This is a genomic window from Oceanicola granulosus HTCC2516 (assembly GCF_000153305.1).
Taxonomy (GTDB): domain Bacteria; phylum Pseudomonadota; class Alphaproteobacteria; order Rhodobacterales; family Rhodobacteraceae; genus Oceanicola; species Oceanicola granulosus.
In genome coordinates this window covers 223,224-239,996 of sequence record NZ_CH724108.1, presented here as the reverse complement: position 1 = coordinate 239,996, position 16,773 = coordinate 223,224, and the positions used below count along the sequence as shown (strand labels likewise).

18 protein-coding genes are annotated in these 16,773 nt (G+C 72.5%); 5 read left to right on the top strand and 13 right to left on the bottom strand.

Annotated features, from left to right (window positions below; translation table 11 throughout):
- Window positions 1-25: 25 nt before the first annotated feature.
- The 12 genes from OG2516_RS13515 to OG2516_RS13460 form a co-directional block, all read right to left on the bottom strand.
- Window positions 26-829 (bottom strand): transporter substrate-binding domain-containing protein, encoded by an 804-nt coding sequence (locus OG2516_RS13515; RefSeq protein WP_007256259.1) that lies wholly within the window; start codon window positions 827-829, stop codon window positions 26-28.
- A gap of 29 nt (window positions 830-858) precedes the next feature.
- Window positions 859-1,932 carry a HesA/MoeB/ThiF family protein gene (locus tag OG2516_RS13510; protein WP_007256258.1) on the bottom strand — a complete coding sequence of 358 codons (1,074 nt, stop codon included), beginning with the start codon at window positions 1,930-1,932 and terminating at the stop codon, window positions 859-861.
- On the bottom strand, window positions 1,929-2,390 hold the full coding sequence (dut, locus tag OG2516_RS13505; protein WP_007256257.1) for a dUTP diphosphatase: 462 nt from the start codon (window positions 2,388-2,390) through the stop codon (window positions 1,929-1,931). Before dut ends, OG2516_RS13510 begins: the two co-directional genes overlap by 4 nt.
- A 36-nt stretch (window positions 2,391-2,426) precedes the next feature.
- Window positions 2,427-3,632: a bifunctional phosphopantothenoylcysteine decarboxylase/phosphopantothenate--cysteine ligase CoaBC gene (coaBC, locus tag OG2516_RS13500; RefSeq protein WP_007256256.1), complete on the bottom strand. Its 1,206-nt coding sequence runs from the start codon at window positions 3,630-3,632 to the stop codon at window positions 2,427-2,429.
- Window positions 3,633-3,702: 70 nt separating this feature from the next.
- On the bottom strand, window positions 3,703-4,743 hold the full coding sequence (locus tag OG2516_RS13495) for an ABC transporter ATP-binding protein (protein WP_007256255.1): 1,041 nt from the start codon (window positions 4,741-4,743) through the stop codon (window positions 3,703-3,705).
- Between the two features lie 4 nt (window positions 4,744-4,747).
- Window positions 4,748-5,587, bottom strand: a complete 840-nt coding sequence (locus OG2516_RS13490; protein ID WP_007256253.1) for a carbohydrate ABC transporter permease — start codon at window positions 5,585-5,587, stop codon at window positions 4,748-4,750.
- The gene (locus tag OG2516_RS13485) at window positions 5,587-6,522 is read right to left on the bottom strand and encodes a carbohydrate ABC transporter permease (RefSeq protein WP_040615862.1); all 936 of its coding nucleotides are present in this window, start codon (window positions 6,520-6,522) and stop codon (window positions 5,587-5,589) included. The genes OG2516_RS13490 and OG2516_RS13485 overlap by 1 nt, the downstream gene beginning before the upstream one ends.
- Window positions 6,519-7,790, bottom strand: coding sequence for an ABC transporter substrate-binding protein (locus OG2516_RS13480; RefSeq protein ID WP_007256251.1), 1,272 nt, complete (start codon window positions 7,788-7,790; stop codon window positions 6,519-6,521). Before OG2516_RS13480 ends, OG2516_RS13485 begins: the two co-directional genes overlap by 4 nt.
- A gap of 68 nt (window positions 7,791-7,858) precedes the next feature.
- Window positions 7,859-9,004: a PLP-dependent transferase gene (locus OG2516_RS13475; RefSeq protein ID WP_007256250.1), complete on the bottom strand. Its 1,146-nt coding sequence runs from the start codon at window positions 9,002-9,004 to the stop codon at window positions 7,859-7,861.
- Entirely contained in the window at window positions 9,001-9,687 is a 687-nt protein-coding gene (locus OG2516_RS13470; protein WP_245544322.1) for a FadR/GntR family transcriptional regulator, read from the bottom strand. The genes OG2516_RS13475 and OG2516_RS13470 overlap by 4 nt, the downstream gene beginning before the upstream one ends.
- 164 nt (window positions 9,688-9,851) lie before the next feature.
- A complete protein-coding gene (locus tag OG2516_RS13465) occupies window positions 9,852-10,781 on the bottom strand; it encodes an NAD(P)H-dependent flavin oxidoreductase (protein ID WP_007256248.1) in 930 nt (309 codons plus the stop codon).
- A 147-nt stretch (window positions 10,782-10,928) separates the two neighbouring features.
- A complete protein-coding gene (locus tag OG2516_RS13460; protein WP_007256247.1) occupies window positions 10,929-12,149 on the bottom strand; it encodes a DEAD/DEAH box helicase in 1,221 nt (406 codons plus the stop codon).
- Window positions 12,150-12,505: 356 nt separating this feature from the next.
- Between OG2516_RS13460 and OG2516_RS13455 the strand changes: the two genes are divergently transcribed.
- The 5 genes from OG2516_RS13455 to OG2516_RS19075 all read left to right on the top strand — a co-directional run bounded on the left by OG2516_RS13455 (window position 12,506) and on the right by OG2516_RS19075 (window position 16,167).
- Entirely contained in the window at window positions 12,506-13,621 is a 1,116-nt protein-coding gene (locus tag OG2516_RS13455) for an iron-containing alcohol dehydrogenase (RefSeq protein ID WP_007256246.1), read from the top strand.
- A 13-nt stretch (window positions 13,622-13,634) separates the two neighbouring features.
- Window positions 13,635-14,054 carry a VOC family protein gene (locus OG2516_RS13450; protein ID WP_007256245.1) on the top strand — a complete coding sequence of 140 codons (420 nt, stop codon included), beginning with the start codon at window positions 13,635-13,637 and terminating at the stop codon, window positions 14,052-14,054.
- Between the two features lie 35 nt (window positions 14,055-14,089).
- Window positions 14,090-14,380, top strand: a complete 291-nt coding sequence (locus OG2516_RS13445) for a cupin domain-containing protein (RefSeq protein WP_007256244.1) — start codon at window positions 14,090-14,092, stop codon at window positions 14,378-14,380.
- An 85-nt stretch (window positions 14,381-14,465) separates the two neighbouring features.
- Window positions 14,466-15,560, top strand: coding sequence for a Gfo/Idh/MocA family protein (locus OG2516_RS13440; protein ID WP_007256243.1), 1,095 nt, complete (start codon window positions 14,466-14,468; stop codon window positions 15,558-15,560).
- Between the two features lie 85 nt (window positions 15,561-15,645).
- Window positions 15,646-16,167 (top strand): invasion associated locus B family protein, encoded by a 522-nt coding sequence (locus OG2516_RS19075; protein ID WP_007256242.1) that lies wholly within the window; start codon window positions 15,646-15,648, stop codon window positions 16,165-16,167.
- Window positions 16,168-16,254: 87 nt separating this feature from the next.
- Here the strand turns inward: OG2516_RS19075 and OG2516_RS13430 are convergent, their stop codons facing one another.
- Window positions 16,255-16,740, bottom strand: a complete 486-nt coding sequence (locus OG2516_RS13430; protein ID WP_007256241.1) for an invasion associated locus B family protein — start codon at window positions 16,738-16,740, stop codon at window positions 16,255-16,257.
- Window positions 16,741-16,773: the final 33 nt, after the last annotated feature.

Sequence of the window (16,773 nt, the reverse complement as noted above, 5' to 3'; positions counted from 1 at the left end):
GCCTCGCGCGTCGACCCGCTCCGGCTCACCCGCCCATCTTGTAGTCGAGGAACCAGCGCTGGTTCAGCGCCGCCAGCGTCCCGTCGGCCTCCATCGACGCGATCGCCGCGTCGATCGGCGCGACGAGGTCGGATCCCTTCGGGAAGATGAAGCCGAACTGCTCGGTGCCGAGCGGCTCGCCGACGATCTTCAGCGCCCCCTCCGAGGCCGCCACGTAGCCCTCGCCCGCGGTCCCGTCGGTGAGCACCATGTCCACGTCCCCCGCCCGCAGCGCCTGCACGCCCGCGCCGAAGGTCTCGAACAGCGCCACCCGCGGGTTCGCCTCGTCGCCGTCGAGCAGGTCGTAGACGGCCACGTAGAACGGCGTCGTCCCCGGCTGCGCGGCGACCAGCAGGTCGTCGTCGGCGGCGAACGAGGCGGCGTCGGCGAAGCGCTCCTCGTCGCCGCGCACCAGCATGACCATCTGGCTGGTCATGTAGGGGGCGGAGAAGTCGACCACCTCGGCCCGGTCCTCGCGGATGGTGATCCCGGTCATGCCCATGTCGTACTGGCCTTCCGAGACCGCCGGGATCATCGCGTCCCAGCTGGTGGTCTCGTAGACGACCTCGATGTTGAGCCGCTCGGCGATCTCGGCCATCGCGTCGTACTCCCAGCCCACGGCCTCGCCGCTCGACGGCTCGACGAACTGCAGCGGCGGGTAGGCGTTCTCGGTGGCCACGACGACCTCGCGGCCGCCGAGGTCCGGCAGGTCCTGCGCGGCGGCGGGCCCGGCGAGCCCCGCGAGTGCGGCCGCGGCGGACAGCGCGGCTATGGCGACGTACTTCTTCATCTCAGGTCCCCCTGTTGGTTACCGGCTGATTATGACCCGTCCGCCTGCCCCTGCAAGGGCGCGCAGACGGCGCAGCCCGGGCGCGGCGCGACGGCGATGGTGCGGGTCTCGGCGTAGAGCGCGTCGTAGATCATCAGCCGCCCGCGCAGGCTCTCGCCCGCTTGCGCCAGCAACTTGACCGCCTCCACCGACATCATCGCCCCGACCACCCCGGGCAGCGGCCCCAGCACCCCCGCCTCGGCGCAGGACGGCGCCAGCCCCGCCGCCGGCGCCTCGGGGAAGACGCAGGCATAGCACGGCGCCCCCCGCGCCGGGTCCCAGACCGAAAGCTGCCCCTCCCACTGGCTCAGCGCGCCGCCCACCAGCGGCACCTTGGCCGCCGCGGCGGCGGCGTTGACGAGGTAGCGGGTGGCAAAGTTGTCGCTGCCGTCGAGCACGAGGTCGTATTCACCGATCAGCTCCGCCGCGATCTCCTCGGTCAGCCGCCGGTTGTAGGGCCTGACGGTGATGAACGGGTTGAGCCGCGTCATCGCGTCGGCGGCGGAAAACACCTTGGCCCTGCCGATGTCGTCGTCGCCGTGGATCACCTGCCGCTGCAGGTTGCTGCCCTCGACGACGTCGTCGTCGATCACGCCGATGGTCCCGATCCCGGCGGCGGCGAGGTACTGCAGCGCCGGCGCGCCGAGCCCGCCGGCGCCGACGACCAGCACCCGCGCCCGCGCCAGCGCCTTCTGGCCCGGCCCGCCGATCTCGCGCAGCACCATGTGGCGCGCGTAGCGGCGCAGCTCGGTCTCGCCGAACGTCCCCGGCGCGGCCGCCGCCGCCACCTCCGCCTCGGCCGTGCCGGACCGCGCCCGCCCCTTCAGCAGCGCCACGAAGCGCCAGTAGCCCGCGCCCAGCGCCAGCACCCCGAGCAGCACCAGCCAGCGCGCCGCAGAGCCGCCCGTCGCCTCGCGCAGCACGTGCCCCTCGGGCAAGACCACCTGCAGCGCCAGCACCGCCACCAGCAGCAGCCCGACCATCGCCACCCGCGCCGCGCGCGGCGCGCCGGCGAGCGTGGCCACGCCCCAGAGCGCCCCCGCCAGGGCGAGAACCCCGATCACCCGCGCCCGCCCGTCGAGCCGAAGCCGCCCGCGCCGCGCGCGCTCTGCCCGAGCGCGCCCGCCTCGAAGCGCGCCTGCACCACCGGCGCGACGACGAGCTGCGCGATCCGGTCGCCGTGGCCGACGTGGAACGGCGCGTCGCCCGCGTTGAGCAGGATCACCCCGAGCGGCCCGCGGTAGTCGCTGTCGATGGTGCCCGGCGCGTTCGCCACCGTCACCCCGTGCTTCAGCGCCAGCCCCGAGCGCGGCCGCACCTGCACCTCGAAGCCCTCCGGGATCTCCATCGCCAGCCCCGTCGGCACCAGCGCCCGCGCCCCCGGCGCAAGCCAGATTCCCGCGCGCCCCGCCTCGGGAAAGTTGGCGCAGACATCCGCCCCCGCCGCCCCCGCCGTCTGGTAGGCCGGCGGCGGCAGGTTCCGGTCCGCCCCTTCGAGCCAGGCGATCACGATCGAGGTCATGCGTGCCCCCGCTTCATCTGGCCGCAAATATGCACGTCACGCCGCCCCGACCGGGCCGAGCGCTCGGGCGACGCGCTCCGCGAGCCGCCGCGCCACCGCGTCCTTGCCCATCCGCTCCCACGCCTCAGCGCCCTCGTCGGTGATCAGCGTCACCGCGTTGTCGCGCCCGCCCATGATGCCGGTCGCGGGCGACACGTCGTTGGCGAGGATCCAGTCGCACCCCTTGCGGGCGCGCTTGGCGGTGGCGTTCTCCACCACGTTCTCCGTCTCGGCCGCGAACCCGACGACGAGCCCCGGCCGGTCCGGCCCGGCGGCGACCTCGGCGAGGATGTCCGGGTTCTCCTCGAGCGCGAGGTCGGGCAGGCCGTCCGGGGTCTTCTTGATCTTCTCGGCCCGCGCCGTCTTCATCCGCCAGTCGGCGACGGCGGCGGCGAAGATGGCGGCGTCGGCGGGCAGCGCCTCGTGCACCGCGGCGCGCATCTCGGCGGCGGTGTCGACGGCGACGACCTCGACGCCGGCGGGTGGCGGCACCTCGGCGGGGCCGGTGACGAAGATCACCTCCGCGCCCAGCGCCGCCAGCGCCGCGCCGATGGCCGCGCCCTGGGCGCCCGACGAGCGGTTGGCGATATAGCGCACCGGATCGATCGGCTCGTGCGTCGGCCCCGAGGTGACGACGATGCGCCGCCCCCGCAGCGGCCCGTTGCCGAGCGCCGCGGCGATGGCGTCGACGATCTCGAGCGGCTCGGCCAGGCGCCCCGGCCCGTACTCGCCGCAGGCCATGCCGCCCTCGTTGGGGCCGACCTGCAGGATGCCGTCGGCGGCGAGCGTCGCGGCGTTGCGCCGGCAGGCCGGGTGCTGCCACATCCGCACGTTCATCGCCGGCGCGATCAGCACCCGCTTGTCGGTCGCCATCAGCAGCGTCGAGGCGAGGTCGTCGGCCTGCCCGGTCGCCATCTTCGCCATCAGGTCGGCCGTGGCGGGCGCGACGACGACGAGATCGGCGCTGCGCGACAGCTCGATATGGCCCATCTCGGCCTCGGCGGTCAGGTCGAACAGCTCGGTGAACACCTTCTCCCCCGCCAGCGCGGCTACCGACAGCGGCGTCACGAACTCCGCCCCCGCCCGCGTCAGCACCGGCGTCACCGCCGCGCCGCGCTCCGTCAGCCGGCGGATCAGGTCGAGCGCCTTGTAGGCGGCGATGCCGCCGCCGATGATGAGTAGGATGCGCTTGCCTGCGAACATGGGGCTGCCTCGTCGATGCCGGCCGACGCTAGCCCTCCCGGCGGGGGTTCTCAAGGGAGCGCCGCCGGCGCTACAGGCGGCCGCCCCCCGCGTCGAAGGCATGCAGGCGGCCGTCCTCGGGCGCGAGCTCGATGACGGCGCCGGGGGACAGGTCGACGTTGCCGTTGACCCGGGCGAGGAGCGGTCCGACGCCGGGAACCTCGCAGAACAGGTTGGTGTCCGAGCCCAGCCGCTCCACCACCTGCAGCTCCGCGCGCACGCCGGGCACGCCGGTCGGGGCGAGCGACAGGTGCTCGGGGCGGATGCCGAGCTCGACCGTCCCCGGCGGGGCCGGCCAGAGCGTACCGTCGCCGAGCCGCAGCCCGCCGCCCTCGGCGGTGCCGGCGACGAGGTTCATGGTCGGCGAGCCGATGAAGCCGGCGACGAAGCGGTTCGCCGGGCGGTCGTAGAGGTCCATCGGGCTGCCGACCTGCTGGATCAGGCCGCCGTTCATCACCACGATCCGGTCGGCGAGCGTCATCGCCTCCACCTGGTCGTGGGTGACGTAGACCGTCGTGGTGCCGAGCCGCTGGTGCAGCCGGGCGATCTCGAGGCGCATCTCCACCCGCAGCGCCGCGTCGAGGTTGGAGAGCGGCTCGTCGAACAGGAACGCCTTCGGCTCGCGCACCAGCGCCCGCCCCATCGCCACCCGCTGGCGCTGCCCGCCCGAGAGCGCCTTGGGCAGCCGGTCGAGCAGCCGCGTCAGCCCCAGCGTCTCGGCGGCCTGGCCGACGGGGCCGACGCGCTCGGTCTTGGGGCGGCGGGCGATCTCCATCGGGAAGCCCATGTTGCGGGCGACCGACATGTGCGGGTAGAGCGCGTAGGACTGGAACACCATCGCGATGTCGCGGTCGCGCGGGGCGACGTCGTTCATCCGCCGCCCGCCGATGGTGAACTCGCCCGCACTGATCGGCTCGAGGCCGGCGATCATGCGCAGCAAGGTGGACTTGCCGCAGCCCGACGGCCCGACCAGCACGACGAACTCCCCGTCCGCCACCTCGAGGTCGATGTCGCGCAGCACCTCGGTGCGGCCGTAGGACTTCGCGACGCCGGAAAATCTCATGTCCGCCATGGCCTTACCCCTTCACCGCGCCGGAGGTGAGGCCCTGCACCAAGTAGCGCTGGATGAAGGCGAAGAACAGGCACGAGGGGATCAGCGCCAGCACACCGGCGGCCATCATCTGGCCCCAGTCGACCGAGAACTTGGACACGAACGACAGCAGGCCCACAGGGAATGTCATGGTACTCTCCGATTTGACCAGCATCAGCGCGAACAGGATCTCCGACCAGGCGGCGGTGAAGACGAAGCCGAGCGTCGCGCCGAGGCCCGGCAGGGTCAGCGGCAGGATCACCTTGCGCAGCGCCTGCGCGCGGGTGCAGCCGTCGATCATCGCCGCCTCCTCGAGATCCTTGGGGATCCCGTCGAAGAACGACTGCATCAGGAAGGTGGCGAAAGGAATGTTGAAGGCGGTGTAGACGACGATCAGCGAGGTCAGCGTGTTGAGCAGGCCGAGCGAGGCGACGATCCGGTAGATCGGCGCGATGATCATCAGCAGCGGGAACATCTGGGTCAGCAGCAACAGCGCCGCCACCAGCCGCTTGCCGCGGAACTGGAAGCGCGAGAAGGCATAGCCCCCCGCCCCGGCGATGGCGGCGCAGATCGCCGCGGTCGACAGCGACACGATCACCGAGTTCATGAAGAAGATCATGAAATCCGACCCGAGCACCGCGCGGAAGTTGTCCAGCGTCGCCGCCGAGGGCCACAGGCGGGTGCCCTCGCTGTAGATCAGCCGCTCGGGCGTCATCGCGATCTTGACCAGCCAGTAGAGCGGGAACAGCGCGAAGGTCACGTACCCCGCGAGCGCGAGGTATTTCCCCGCCGTGAGCAGCGGGCGGCGGCGTCCGACGGCGGCCATCAGGTCCGCACCAGCTTGGAGCGCACGAACAGCAGCAGCGTGGCGTAGATCATCAGCAGGATCAGCAGCGCCACCGCGATCGCCGATGCGTGGCCGAAGTCGAGCTTCCGAAAGGCGGTGGTGAAGATGTAGGACGACAGGATCTGCGTCGAGTTCGCCGGCCCGCCGCCGGTCATCACGTAGATCAGGTCGGCGAAGTTGGCAATCCAGATCGCCCGCAGCATCACCGTGATCGCGATCATCGGCCCGAGGAACGGCAGCGTGATCTTGGTGAACTTCTGCCACGCGCTCGCCCCGTCGATCTCGGCGGCCTCGTAGAGCTCGCCCGGGATCGACGACAGCGCCGCCAGCAGGGTGATCGCGAAGAACGGCACGCCGTACCAGACGTTGGCGAGGATCGGCCCCCACAGTGCCGTCTCGGGATTGCCGAGGATGTTGTAGGGCTCGTCGAGGATGCCGAGCGCGAACATCCAGTGCGGGAACGGCCCGATCACCGGGTTGAACAGCCAGGAGAAGTTGAGCCCGATCAGGAAGGTCGGCACCGCCCACGGCAGGAAGACGAGCGCCTGCACGAGCTTCTTGCCCACGAAGGCGGTGTTGAGCAGCAGCGCGAGGCCGAGCCCGAGGAAGAACTGGAAGAACAGGCTGGCGAAGGTCCAGACCAGCGTGTTGTTGAGCGAGCGCCAGAACTTCGCGTCGCCCCAGAGGTCGCGGTAGTTGGCCAGCCCGACCCACTCGGCGTCGTTCGGGCGCAGCAGGCTGAACTCGCGGAACGAGTAGCCGATGCCGATGCCCAGCGGCACGATGATGACGAGCCCGATCAGCGCGAGCGCCGGCCCGAGGTAGAGCCACGGCTCGACCGCGAGGTGCACGTAGCCGCGGCTGAGCCGTCCCCGGAGCGATCCGGGGACGGGAGTTGGCAGATGGGTGGTCACTGGCCGCCGGCCGCCTGGTACTTGGCGTATTCCTCGGTGAGGAAGTCGCCCCAGATGTTGGCGAGTTGCTCGGCCGTAATCTCGCCGAGCAGGGCCTGCTGCGCCGTCTCGATGGAGAGCGAGTCGGCGAAGTAGCCGTAGCCCTCGAGGTAGGACGGCACTATCAGCGGCCTGTAGGTGTCGGGGTCGTTGAGCGTGTCGAACCAGCCGGCGAACTGCTCGGTCTGGAAGTACGGATCCTGGTCGGCCCCCTCGTGGATCGGGATCACGCCGACGCGCTGCGCCCAGGTCGAGTTGCTCTCGGGGCTCGAGAGATGCGCGACGAGGTCGAAGGCGGCGTCGGGATGCTCGGTGGCCTTGAAGATCGACCAGCCGGCATAGCCGATCGTCGGGAAGGCGTGGCCGCCCGGCCCGGTCGGCATCGGCATGACCGCGAAGCTCTCCGGGTCCATCCGGTCGGCGATACCGATCAGCGCGTCCGGGTCCTGGTCGAGGAAGGCGCAGGTGCCCGAGTAGAAGCCGGCGACGATCTCGTTGAAGCCCCAGTTGACGCTGTCGCGCGGCGCGCCGCCCGACTGGTAAAGGTCGATCATCATCTGCAGCCCCTCGACGGAGCCGGGCTCGGTGATGGTGGACTGCCCGGCGTCGGTGAAGAACCGGTCGCTGTCGTTCATCGTGGCGGCGAACATCAGCCAGCCGTTGGTGCCGCCGGGCCCGCCGCGCAGGCAGTAGCCGGACTTGCCGTCGAGCGCGCTCACCGCCTCGGCCGCGGCGACAAACTCCTCCATCGTCTCGGGCGGCGACTCGACCCCCGCCTCCGCGAGCAGGTCCTTGTTGTAGAACATCGCCCGCAGGTAGAAGCCGTAGGGGATCATGTTGAGCTCGCCCGACGCGGTCATCGAGCCCATGTTCACCGTCTGGTCGGTCAGCGTCTCGCCGTCCTCCCACGCCGCCACCATCGGCCCGAGGTCGACGAGCTGGTCGGCCCCCGTGTAGAGCGCCATCCACCGCTCCGGCATCTCGACGACGTCGGGAATGTCGCCGCCGGCGACCATCGTGGCCAGCGTCTCGAACGCCTGGCCCCAGGGCAGGCTGACGATCTCGACGCTGTGGCCGCTCTCCTCCTCCCAGGCCCCGACGAGGCTCTCGAGCACCTCGGTGCGCTCGGGCGAGGTGATCACCTCGACCAGCGTCAGCTCCTCGGCCCCCGCCATTCCGGCGCCCAGCGCCAGCAGCGAGGTTCCCGCGATCAGTCTGTGCAGTTTCATCCGTATCTCTCCCTTCGGTTGGTCGTTGCGGCCTCTTCGCGGGCCCTGCTCGGTGGTCCCTCCGCCAGTCACACCGCCCCCTCCAGGGCGGCTTCGAAATCGCTCCAGAGCTCCTCGGCGTCCTCCAGCCCCAGCGACAGCCGCACCAGCCGCGGCGGCACGCCGAAGCGCTGCGCGGCGTTCTTCTCGCCCGCCTGCCCCAGCGAGATCGCCGCCGGCACGACGAGGCTCTCGAACCCGCCCCAGCTGACGCCGAGCCGGAAGTGCTTGAGAGTGTCGGCGAAGCGCGGGATGTCGACGCCCTCGGCCAACTCGATCGACAGCAGCCCCGAGCGCCCGTTCAGGCCCGGCACCGAGTTCGGCCCCGGCGAGCGCACCTTCGTCACCTCCGCCCGGCCCGCGAGGCGGTCGACGAACAGGTTCGCCGTCGCCTCGTGCATCCGCATCCGCGGCACCAGCGTGCGCAGGCCCCGCACCAGCAGCCACGCCTCGAACGGCGCGAGCTTGGCGCCCACCAGCGGCAGGCTCAGGTCGCGCAGCCGCGCGATCAGCACCCGGCTCGCGACGACGACGCCGGCGACGGTGTCGGAATGGCCCGAGATGTACTTCGAGGCCGAGTGGATCACCATGTCGATCCCGAGGTCCAGCGGGCGCTGGTGCAGCGGCGTCGCCCAGCTGTTGTCGATGATCGTCAGCACCCCCTGCGCGCGCGCGTTGGCGGCGACGCGGGCGAGGTCGACGACCTCGAGCATCATCGTCGTCGGGCTCTCGAGGTAGGCGATGTCGTAGCCCGCGAGCAGGTCGGGATCGTCGGCGAAGGCCTGGACGGGAAAGTACTCCACCCGCACGCCCGACGGGATCAGCATCCGCTCGATCAGGCGGTAGGCGTCGGGGTAGACGTGCTCCACGCAGGCCACCCGCATCCCCGGCTTCGCCAGCGCCAGCAGCGCCGCCGAGATCGCGCCCATGCCCGAGGCGAAGGCCACCGCCGCCTCGCCGCCCTCGAGATCGGCCATCATCTCCTCGAAGCAGGCGACGGTCGGGTTCTGCACCCGCGTGTAAAGCGGCTCGTCGCTGGCCCCGGCCATGCGCGCCGCGAAGGCGGCGTAGTCGTCGAAGGTGAACAGCGAAGTCTGGTGGATCGGCGGCGTCACCGAGCCGGCGGACTCGGCCCAGGGCCGGGCGAGGCGGGTGGCGATCGTGGGCTTGCTCATGCCGACGCCTCCACCACCGCGCGCGCCGCCGCCGCGGTCTCGTCGAGGATCTCGGCCATCAGCCGCGCGCCCGCCTCGGCGTCGCCGCCGGTCACCGCGCCGGCGAGGTCGCGGTGCAGCGGGATCGTCTCGGCGCCGAGCTGCGGCATCCCGAAGGGTGCCTCGTAGACCTCGTTGAAGGCGCGCTGGAGCTGCACGATGAGCTGCCCGAAAAGGGGGTTGCCCGTCGCGTCGTGGATCGCGGCGTGAAAGAGCGCGTCGGCCGCGCGCCAGTCCTCGCCGGCCTCCCAGACCGCCATCAGGTCGAGCATCCGCGCCGTCACCCGGTCGCGCGCCGTCGGCGTCGCCTCGAGCGCGGCGATGCGCACCGCCTCGATCTCGAGCGGCCGGCGCACCGCGAGCGTCCGCAGCAGGCTCTCGGCCTCGACCGACACCGCCAGCGGGATCGCCATCGTCCGCCCGGCCACCGGCGCGGTCAGGATGGTGCCGCCGCCCCGGTTGCGGCGCACGATGCCCATCCGGCTCCAGCCGGTCAGCGCCTCGCGCAGCTTGGCGCGGCTGACGCCCAGCGTCTCGGCGATCTTCACCTCGGGCGGCAGCCGGTCTCCCGGCTCGAGCCCCGCCTCGACGATCAGCGCCACGAGGTCCTCGACCACGTCCCGCCCCGATCCGCCTGCTTTCACCCGACCATCCATGGCGCCAACCTGCCCGAATGTCCGACAAAGTCAATTCCTTTGCCGGACAATCTGACAATCACGCACCGCGCCCCCTCCTCTGTTCTGCAAATATCTTCGGGGGTCCGGGGGCAGACAGCCCCCGGCGCTCGCCGCCGGCGCTCCGGCCGCCGCTACCGCGCGAACGGATCCCCCGCCGCCGCCTGCATCGCCGCCCGGTACTCCGCGGCGAGCCGCTCGCAGAGCTCCGCCACGGAGGGCACGTCGTCGATCCCCCCGACCCCCTGCCCCGCCGACCAGACCCGGCTCCAGGCCTTCGCCTCCTTCTCGAGGTTCATCCGCCCGGCCGGCGGCAGGTGGTCGGGGTCGAGCCCCGCCGCCTCGATGGAGGGGCGCAGGAAGTTGGCGGCGACGCCGGAGATGGCGGGGGTGTAGAGGATGTCCCTGGCGCGGGCGGCGAGGATCATCTGCTTCTGCGCCTCGGGCACCATCGCCTCGCGGGTGGCGATGAAGCGGGTGCCGAGGTAGCCCATGTCCGCGCCCATCAGCCGCGCCGCGGCGACCTGGGCGCCGGTGTTGAGCGCGCCCGACAGGACCAGCGTGCCGGCGAAGACCTGCCGCAGCTCGGCGAGCAGCGCGAACGGGCTGATCGTGCCGCCGTGCCCGCCCGCGCCGGCGGCGACGGCGATCAGCCCGTCGACACCGGCGGCGGCGGCCTTCTCGCCGTGGCGGCGGTTGATGACGTCGTGGAAGACGACGCCGCCATAGCCCTGCACCTCGGCCACCACCTCGCGCGCGGCGCCGAGCGAGGTGATGACGAGCGGCACCCTGCGGCGCACCACCACCTCGAGATCGGCGGCGAGGCGCGGGTTGGAGCGGTGGACGATGAGGTTGACGCCGTAGGGCGCGGCGCCGGGCGCGCGGCGGGCCTCGATCTCGTCGAGCCAGGCCCCGAAGCCGTCGGTCGTGCGCTGGTTGAGCGCCGGGAAGGTGCCGACGACGCCGTTGTTGCAGGCCTCCACCACCAGGTCGGGGCCGGAGGTGAGGAACATCGGGGCGGCGATCGCCGGCAGCCGCAGGCCGCTCCAGTCAGGCAGCGGCATCGGCGGGCTCGGAATGGCGGGACATCGGCGGCTCCTCCTGCTGGCAACGGGAGTAGCCCGGCGGCGGCAGGCGATCAATCCGCGCCGCGGCGTCCCGCCGGTGGCAACGTCGGCTGCCTCCGGCGGGATATTTTCAGGACAGAGGGGTCAGGCCGCCTTGCGCGCCGGACGGCGGCTGCGACGGCGGCGGGGCGGCTGCTGACCGCGGGGCTTGCCGGGCTTGCCGCCGCCCGCCACCTGCCAGGGGCTGCCGCCGGCGATGGCGATCGGCTTGCCGAGAACCTTCTCGATGTCGCGCAGCTCGCCCATCTCCTCCTCGCCGCAGAACGCCACGGCCCGGCCGTCGGCCCCGGCGCGCGCGGTGCGGCCGATGCGGTGGACGTAGTTCTCGGGCACGTTGGGCAGCTCGTAATTGTAGACGTAGCCGACGCCGGGGATGTCGATCCCGCGCGCGGCGACGTCGGTCGCCACCAGCACCCGCACCTTGCCCTCGCGGAAGCCGTCGAGGGCGCGGTTGCGCTGGCCCTGGCTCTTGTTGCCGTGGATCGAGGAAGCGGCGAAGCCGGCCCGGTCGAGCTGCTTCATCAGCCGCTCGGCGCCGTGCTTGGTGCGCGCGAAGACGAGCGCGCGCTCGTCGCGGTGCGCGTCGAGCAGGTCGATCAGCAGCGCCTGCTTGGCGTCCTTGGCGACGAAGTGCACCGACTGGTCGACCTTGTCGGCCGGCTTGCCGGGGGGCGAGACCTGCACCCGGACCGGGTCGGTCAGGTAGGCGCCGGCGATCTCCGACATCTGCTTGGGCATCGTCGCCGAGAACAGCATCGTCTGCCGCTCCTTCGGCAGCAGCGGCGCGATCCGGCGCAGGGCGTGGATGAAGCCGAGGTCGAGCATCTGATCGGCCTCGTCGAGCACCAGGTAGCGGGCCTTGCCGAGGGTCAGCGCCTTGCGGTCGAGCAGGTCGATCAGCCGGCCGGGCGTGGCGACGAGGATGTCGGTGCCGCGGCGCAGCGCGTTGGCCTGCGCGTTGATCGACTTGCCGCCCACGACGAGCCCGATGCGCGGGCTGCCGCCGTTGCCGGCGAAGGCGCGCAGCGAATCGACGATCTGCGCGGCGAGTTCGCGGGTCGGGGCGAGGATCAGCGCGAGCACGGTGTTGGGCGCGGCGTGGGTGCCGGCGGCGGTCAGCGCCTGGATCAGCGGCAGGCCGAAGGCGGCGGTCTTGCCGGTACCGGTCTGCGCCAGCCCGAGCACGTCGCGGCCCTCGAGCGCGTGCGGGATCGCCTGGGTCTGGATCGGGGTCGGCGCGGTGAGGCCCTGCTCGGCGAGGCGGGCGGCGAGGCGGGGCGACAGCCCCAGGTTTTCGAACGTCATAGATACTTCCTTACCGGACATCGGTCCGGGTCGCGCCGGCCTTTCGGCCTGGTGGCGCCGGGGTCCGCCATGGCGACGCCCGGGCGGCCTCATTGCCGCGCGAGCCGCTCACGGGCGGCGTCCCCCTCGCGTGATGCGGGAAACTGTGGGTCGAGGCGGATCGCGCGGGCTCTTCTTCAGCGGGCCCGCCTGCTCACGCGGCAGCGCGTCGACGTGCACTGCACATGCGCACCGCGTGCACCGATGTCAACGCCCGCCGTGCCCGACGCCGCCGAATCTGCGTTAACGTTAATACTGTTGTTGCGGCCGCCGGACGTTGCGCTAGGGTGACGCCGCGAGCCGCAGGGAGGGCGCGGATGGGCCGGATCAGCTACCTGACGAACATCGACCTCGGCCCCGGCGCGGCCGCGGGCCTGCCCGCCGCGCTGGCGGAGCTCGGCGTCGCGCGTCCGCTCGTGATCGCCGACCACGGCATCGCCGCCGCCGGCCTGCTCGAGCGCGTCGCCGGGCCGCTCGCCGCACCGGCGTTCCTCGACGTGCCGACCAACCCGACGGAGGAGGCCGCGCGCGCCGCGCTGGCGCTCTACCGCGCCGAGGGCTGCGACGGCATCGCCGCCATCGGGGGCGGCTCGCCCATCGACCTCGCCAAAGCCGTCGCCCTGCTCGCCACCCACCCGGCGCCGCTGGCGCAGTACGCCGTCATCGAGGGCGGGCTCGACCGCATCGGCCCGGTCGCGCCGCTCGTCGCCGTCGCCACCACCGCCGGGACCGGCGCGGAGGTCGGGCGCGCCGCGCTCATCACCCTGTCCGACGGGCGCAAGCTCGGCCTCATCAGCCCGCACCTGATCCCGCGCCGCGCCATCGTCGACCCGGAGCTGACCCTCGGCCTGCCGCCCCACCTGACCGCCGCCACCGGGCTCGACGCGCTGTCGCACTGCATCGAGACCTACCTCTCCCCGCGCGACAACCCCGTCGCCGACGCCATCGCGCTCGACGGCGCGCGCCGGATCATGGCCGCCCTGCCCCGCGCCCACGCCGCGCCCGGCGACCTCGCCGCCCGCAGCGAGATGGCGACCGGCGCGCTGATGGGCGGGCTGGCGTTCCAGAAGGGCCTCGGCGCGGTCCACTCGCTCAGCCACGCGCTCGGCGCGCTGCGCGAGCTGTCGCTGCACCACGGCACGCTCAACGCCATCCTGATGCCCCACGTGATGCGCTACAACGCCCCTGCCGTCGCCGACAAGCTCCCCCGCCTCGCCGCCGCGCTCGGGACCGAGGGCGACATCGCCGCCGCGCTCGATGCGCTGAACCGCCGCCTCGCCCTCCCGGACGGGCTCGGGGCGCTCGGGGTGACGGAGGCGCATGTCGACCGCGTCGTCGCCGGCGCGCTCGCCGACCACAGCCACGCCACCAACCCGCGCGACATCGACGCCGAGGGCTACCGCGCCCTGCTCGCCGCCGCGCTCCAGCCCTGAAGGACCCCCGCCCATGATCAAGCTCAAGCAGCTCGCCCACGTCTGCATCTTCGCCCACGACCTCGACGCCACCCGGGCCTTCTACGAGGACGTGCTCGGCATGAAGACGGTGTTCGACTTCACCCGCGAGGGCCGGGTGTTCGGCTTCTACCTCGCCATCGGCGGGCGCAGCCACGTGGAGGTCTTCGAGGCGTCCGGGGCGGCGCGCGGCGACAGCCGGCCGATCGACCACATGTGCCTCGAGGTGGAGAACATCCTCGACGCCGCGATGCACATCCGCGGCAAGGGCGTGGAGGTGACGGAGCCGACGAAGGGGGTGGACGAGACCTACCAGGCCTGGGTCACCGATCCGAACGGGGTGAAGATCGAGCTGTTCGAATATACCGACCGCAGCGCGCAGTTCACCGGTGGCGATCGCGAGGCGAACTGGTAGGATCGCCGCGCAGCCGCCCCCGCCCCGGAGACGCCATGAGCGATTACGTCCCCGCCGAGGTCACCGTCTTCGCCGACGACGACCGTGTCCGCGTCACCCGCTTCCGCTTTCCGCCGCGGGGCGAGACGGGCTGGCACGTCCACGCCCACGCCTACGTCGTCACCCCGACGGTGGGCGGCGTGCTGACGATGGTCGACGCCGAGGGCAACGCCACCGAACACACGCTGACGACCGGCGAGGCGTATTACCGCCCCTCCGGCGTCGCCCACAACGTCGTCAACCTGAGCGACGCCGTCGTCGAGTTCGTCGAGACGGAGATCAAGTAACCTTCCGCGACCGCGCGACGGCAGGCTCCCGGCGACGCCGGCGGGCGGCACCGCGCGGCGCGTCACCGTGATGAGGAGACACGTCTTGGACAAGAAAATCGGCATCGGCATCGTCGGGCTCGGCAACATCTCGGGCGCCTACTTCACCGCCGCGAAGCACTTCCCGGTGCTCGACATCCGCGCGGTCGCCGACCTCGACCAGTCCCGCGCGGAGGCCGTCGCTGCCGAGCACGGCGTGCGCGCGGTGCCGCTCGACGCGATGTTCGACGATCCCGACGTGGACATCGTGCTCAACCTGACGATCCCGCGCGCGCACGTCGAGGTGGGCCTGCGCGCGATTGGCGGCGGCAAGCACGTCTATTCGGAGAAGCCGCTGGGCATCGACTTCGCCGAGGCGAAGACGCTGATCGAGGCCGCCGACGCCGCCGGGCTGCGGGTCGGCTGCGCGCCCGACACCTTCCTCGGCGGCGCGCACCAGGCGGCGCGGGCGCTGGTGGACGCCGGCAGGATCGGCACGCCCGTGGGCGGCTCGGCGACCATGGCCTGCCCGGGCCACGAGCGCTGGCACCCGGCGCCCGGCTTCTACTACGACATCGGCGGCGGCCCGATGCTCGACATGGGGCCCTACTACATCACCGACCTCGTCAACCTGCTCGGCCCGGTGGCGGCGGTCAGCGGCTTCGCCACCACCCCCCGCGCGACGCGCACCATCGGCTCCGAGCCGCTCAAGGGCACGTCGATCGAGGTGAAGGTGCCGACCCACGTGACGGGGATGCTCGAATTCGCCTCGGGCGCGGTGGTGCAGATGCTGATGACCTTCGACGTGGAGGGCACCCGCCACCCGCGCATCGAGCTCTGGGGCACCGACGGCGTGCTCTCGGTGCCCGATCCGAACCGCTTCGACGGCGCGCCCGAGCTGCTGCCCGCGCACGGCGCGTGGGCCGAGCAGGAGGTGACCCAGCCCTTCGGCGACGGCAACTACCGCTCGCTCGGCCTCGCCGACATGGCGCACGCGATCCTCGAGGACCGGCCGCACCGCGCCAGCGGCGCGCTCGCGCTGCACGTGCTCGAGGTGATGGAGAGCATCCTGCGCGCCTCCGAGGAGCGCCGGGTGATCGCCCTCACCACCAGCTGCGCCCGCCCCGCGCCGCTCGCCGAGAGCGCCATCGCCGGCGCCTGAGCCTCCCGACCGGCCGCGCCCGGCGTTTGCCATGCGCCGGGCGAGCCGCTAGACCTGTCGTCGGTCCAACAGGAGGCAGGTCCAGATGTCAGTTACTTACGCCCGCTCGGCCCTCGCCGCGCTGCTCCTTCTTCCCGCCTCCGCCGGCGCCGAGCCGCAGGTCGGCGACCGCTTCGGCGACTGGTCCTTCGAGTGCACCGCGCAGTCCGCCACCCGCATCGATTGCGGCCTCGCCCAGCTCGTCGTGATCGCCGAGAGCCGCGAGCCGATCGCCCGCTTCCGCATCACCGGCCCGGCCGAGCCCGCCGCCGAGGACGCGGCCGCCACGCCGGGCCAGCTGTCGGTGCTGCTGCCGCTCGGGCTCGACCTGCAGGCCGGCGTCACCGCCAGCACCGACACCGGCACCACACTGCCCCTGAGCGTCGCCACCTGCGTCCAGCAGGGCTGCCTGCTGACCGCGCCCGTCACCGACGAGATCGTCGCCGCCCTGCGCGAGGGGGCGCAGATGAACGTCGGATTCGCGCTGTACGGCAACGGCCAGTCGCTCGAGATCGCCGGCTCCCTCGCCGGCCTCGACGCCGCCTTCACCGAGACCGGCTGGTACTGAGCGCCGCGCCGCGCCCCTCTCTGTCCTCGCAATATCCTCGGGGGTCCGGGGGCAGACAGCCCCCGGGGCCGCCGCCGGGCGCGCGGCCTACTCCTCGCGCGCCAGCCGGGCCACGGCGGCGGTGAAGCCGAGCAGCGAGGCCGGGATCTCGGCCTCCTCCCCCTGCAGCGTCGTCACGCGCACGTTGAAGGCGTTGCCCGCGCGCATCGCGTCGACGGCCGGCTCCGGCAGTGGCAGCGCCACGTAGACGCCGTTGCGGTCGCTGGTCTGGAACGGCGCCGCGCCGGCGTCGGCGCCGTCGATGTCGAAGCGCACCCCCGCCGCGAGGTCGAGCCCGTGCGGCAGCGCCATGAGCATCGACAGCCCCGCCCCGTCGGGCGAGGGGCGGATCACCAGCGACAGGATCGTCTCGCCGGTACCGGGCTCGAGCAGGGTCTGCGACATCTGGCACCGCATCCCCTCGCCTTCGCTCTCGGCCTGGCAGACCACCGCCCAGTCGCGCAGCTGTGCGGCGGCGCCGGTGGCCAGCAGGCAGAGCGCGAGCGGCAGCAGGAGGGCGCGGCGGGCGGACATGAGCGGCAGGGAAGCGGAAGGGCGCGGCGCAGT

Excerpts from the sequence above, each read along its gene's own strand:
- OG2516_RS13515 (WP_007256259.1), bottom strand. The coding sequence starts at position 829 with ATGAAGAAGTACGTCGCCATAGCCGCGCTGTCCGCCGCGGCCGCACTC.
- dut (WP_007256257.1), bottom strand. The coding sequence starts at position 2,390 with ATGACCTCGATCGTGATCGCCTGGCTCGAAGGGGCGGACCGGAACCTG.
- coaBC (WP_007256256.1), bottom strand. The coding sequence starts at position 3,632 with ATGTTCGCAGGCAAGCGCATCCTACTCATCATCGGCGGCGGCATCGCC.
- OG2516_RS13495 (WP_007256255.1), bottom strand. The coding sequence starts at position 4,743 with ATGGCGGACATGAGATTTTCCGGCGTCGCGAAGTCCTACGGCCGCACC.
- OG2516_RS13490 (WP_007256253.1), bottom strand. The coding sequence starts at position 5,587 with ATGGCCGCCGTCGGACGCCGCCGCCCGCTGCTCACGGCGGGGAAATAC.
- OG2516_RS13480 (WP_007256251.1), bottom strand. The coding sequence starts at position 7,790 with ATGAAACTGCACAGACTGATCGCGGGAACCTCGCTGCTGGCGCTGGGC.
- OG2516_RS13475 (WP_007256250.1), bottom strand. The coding sequence starts at position 9,004 with ATGAGCAAGCCCACGATCGCCACCCGCCTCGCCCGGCCCTGGGCCGAG.
- OG2516_RS13465 (WP_007256248.1), bottom strand. The coding sequence starts at position 10,781 with ATGCCGCTGCCTGACTGGAGCGGCCTGCGGCTGCCGGCGATCGCCGCC.
- OG2516_RS13460 (WP_007256247.1), bottom strand. The coding sequence starts at position 12,149 with ATGACGTTCGAAAACCTGGGGCTGTCGCCCCGCCTCGCCGCCCGCCTC.
- OG2516_RS13455 (WP_007256246.1), top strand. The coding sequence starts at position 12,506 with ATGGGCCGGATCAGCTACCTGACGAACATCGACCTCGGCCCCGGCGCG.
- OG2516_RS13450 (WP_007256245.1), top strand. The coding sequence starts at position 13,635 with ATGATCAAGCTCAAGCAGCTCGCCCACGTCTGCATCTTCGCCCACGAC.
- OG2516_RS13445 (WP_007256244.1), top strand. The coding sequence starts at position 14,090 with ATGAGCGATTACGTCCCCGCCGAGGTCACCGTCTTCGCCGACGACGAC.
- OG2516_RS19075 (WP_007256242.1), top strand. The coding sequence starts at position 15,646 with ATGTCAGTTACTTACGCCCGCTCGGCCCTCGCCGCGCTGCTCCTTCTT.
- OG2516_RS13430 (WP_007256241.1), bottom strand. The coding sequence starts at position 16,740 with ATGTCCGCCCGCCGCGCCCTCCTGCTGCCGCTCGCGCTCTGCCTGCTG.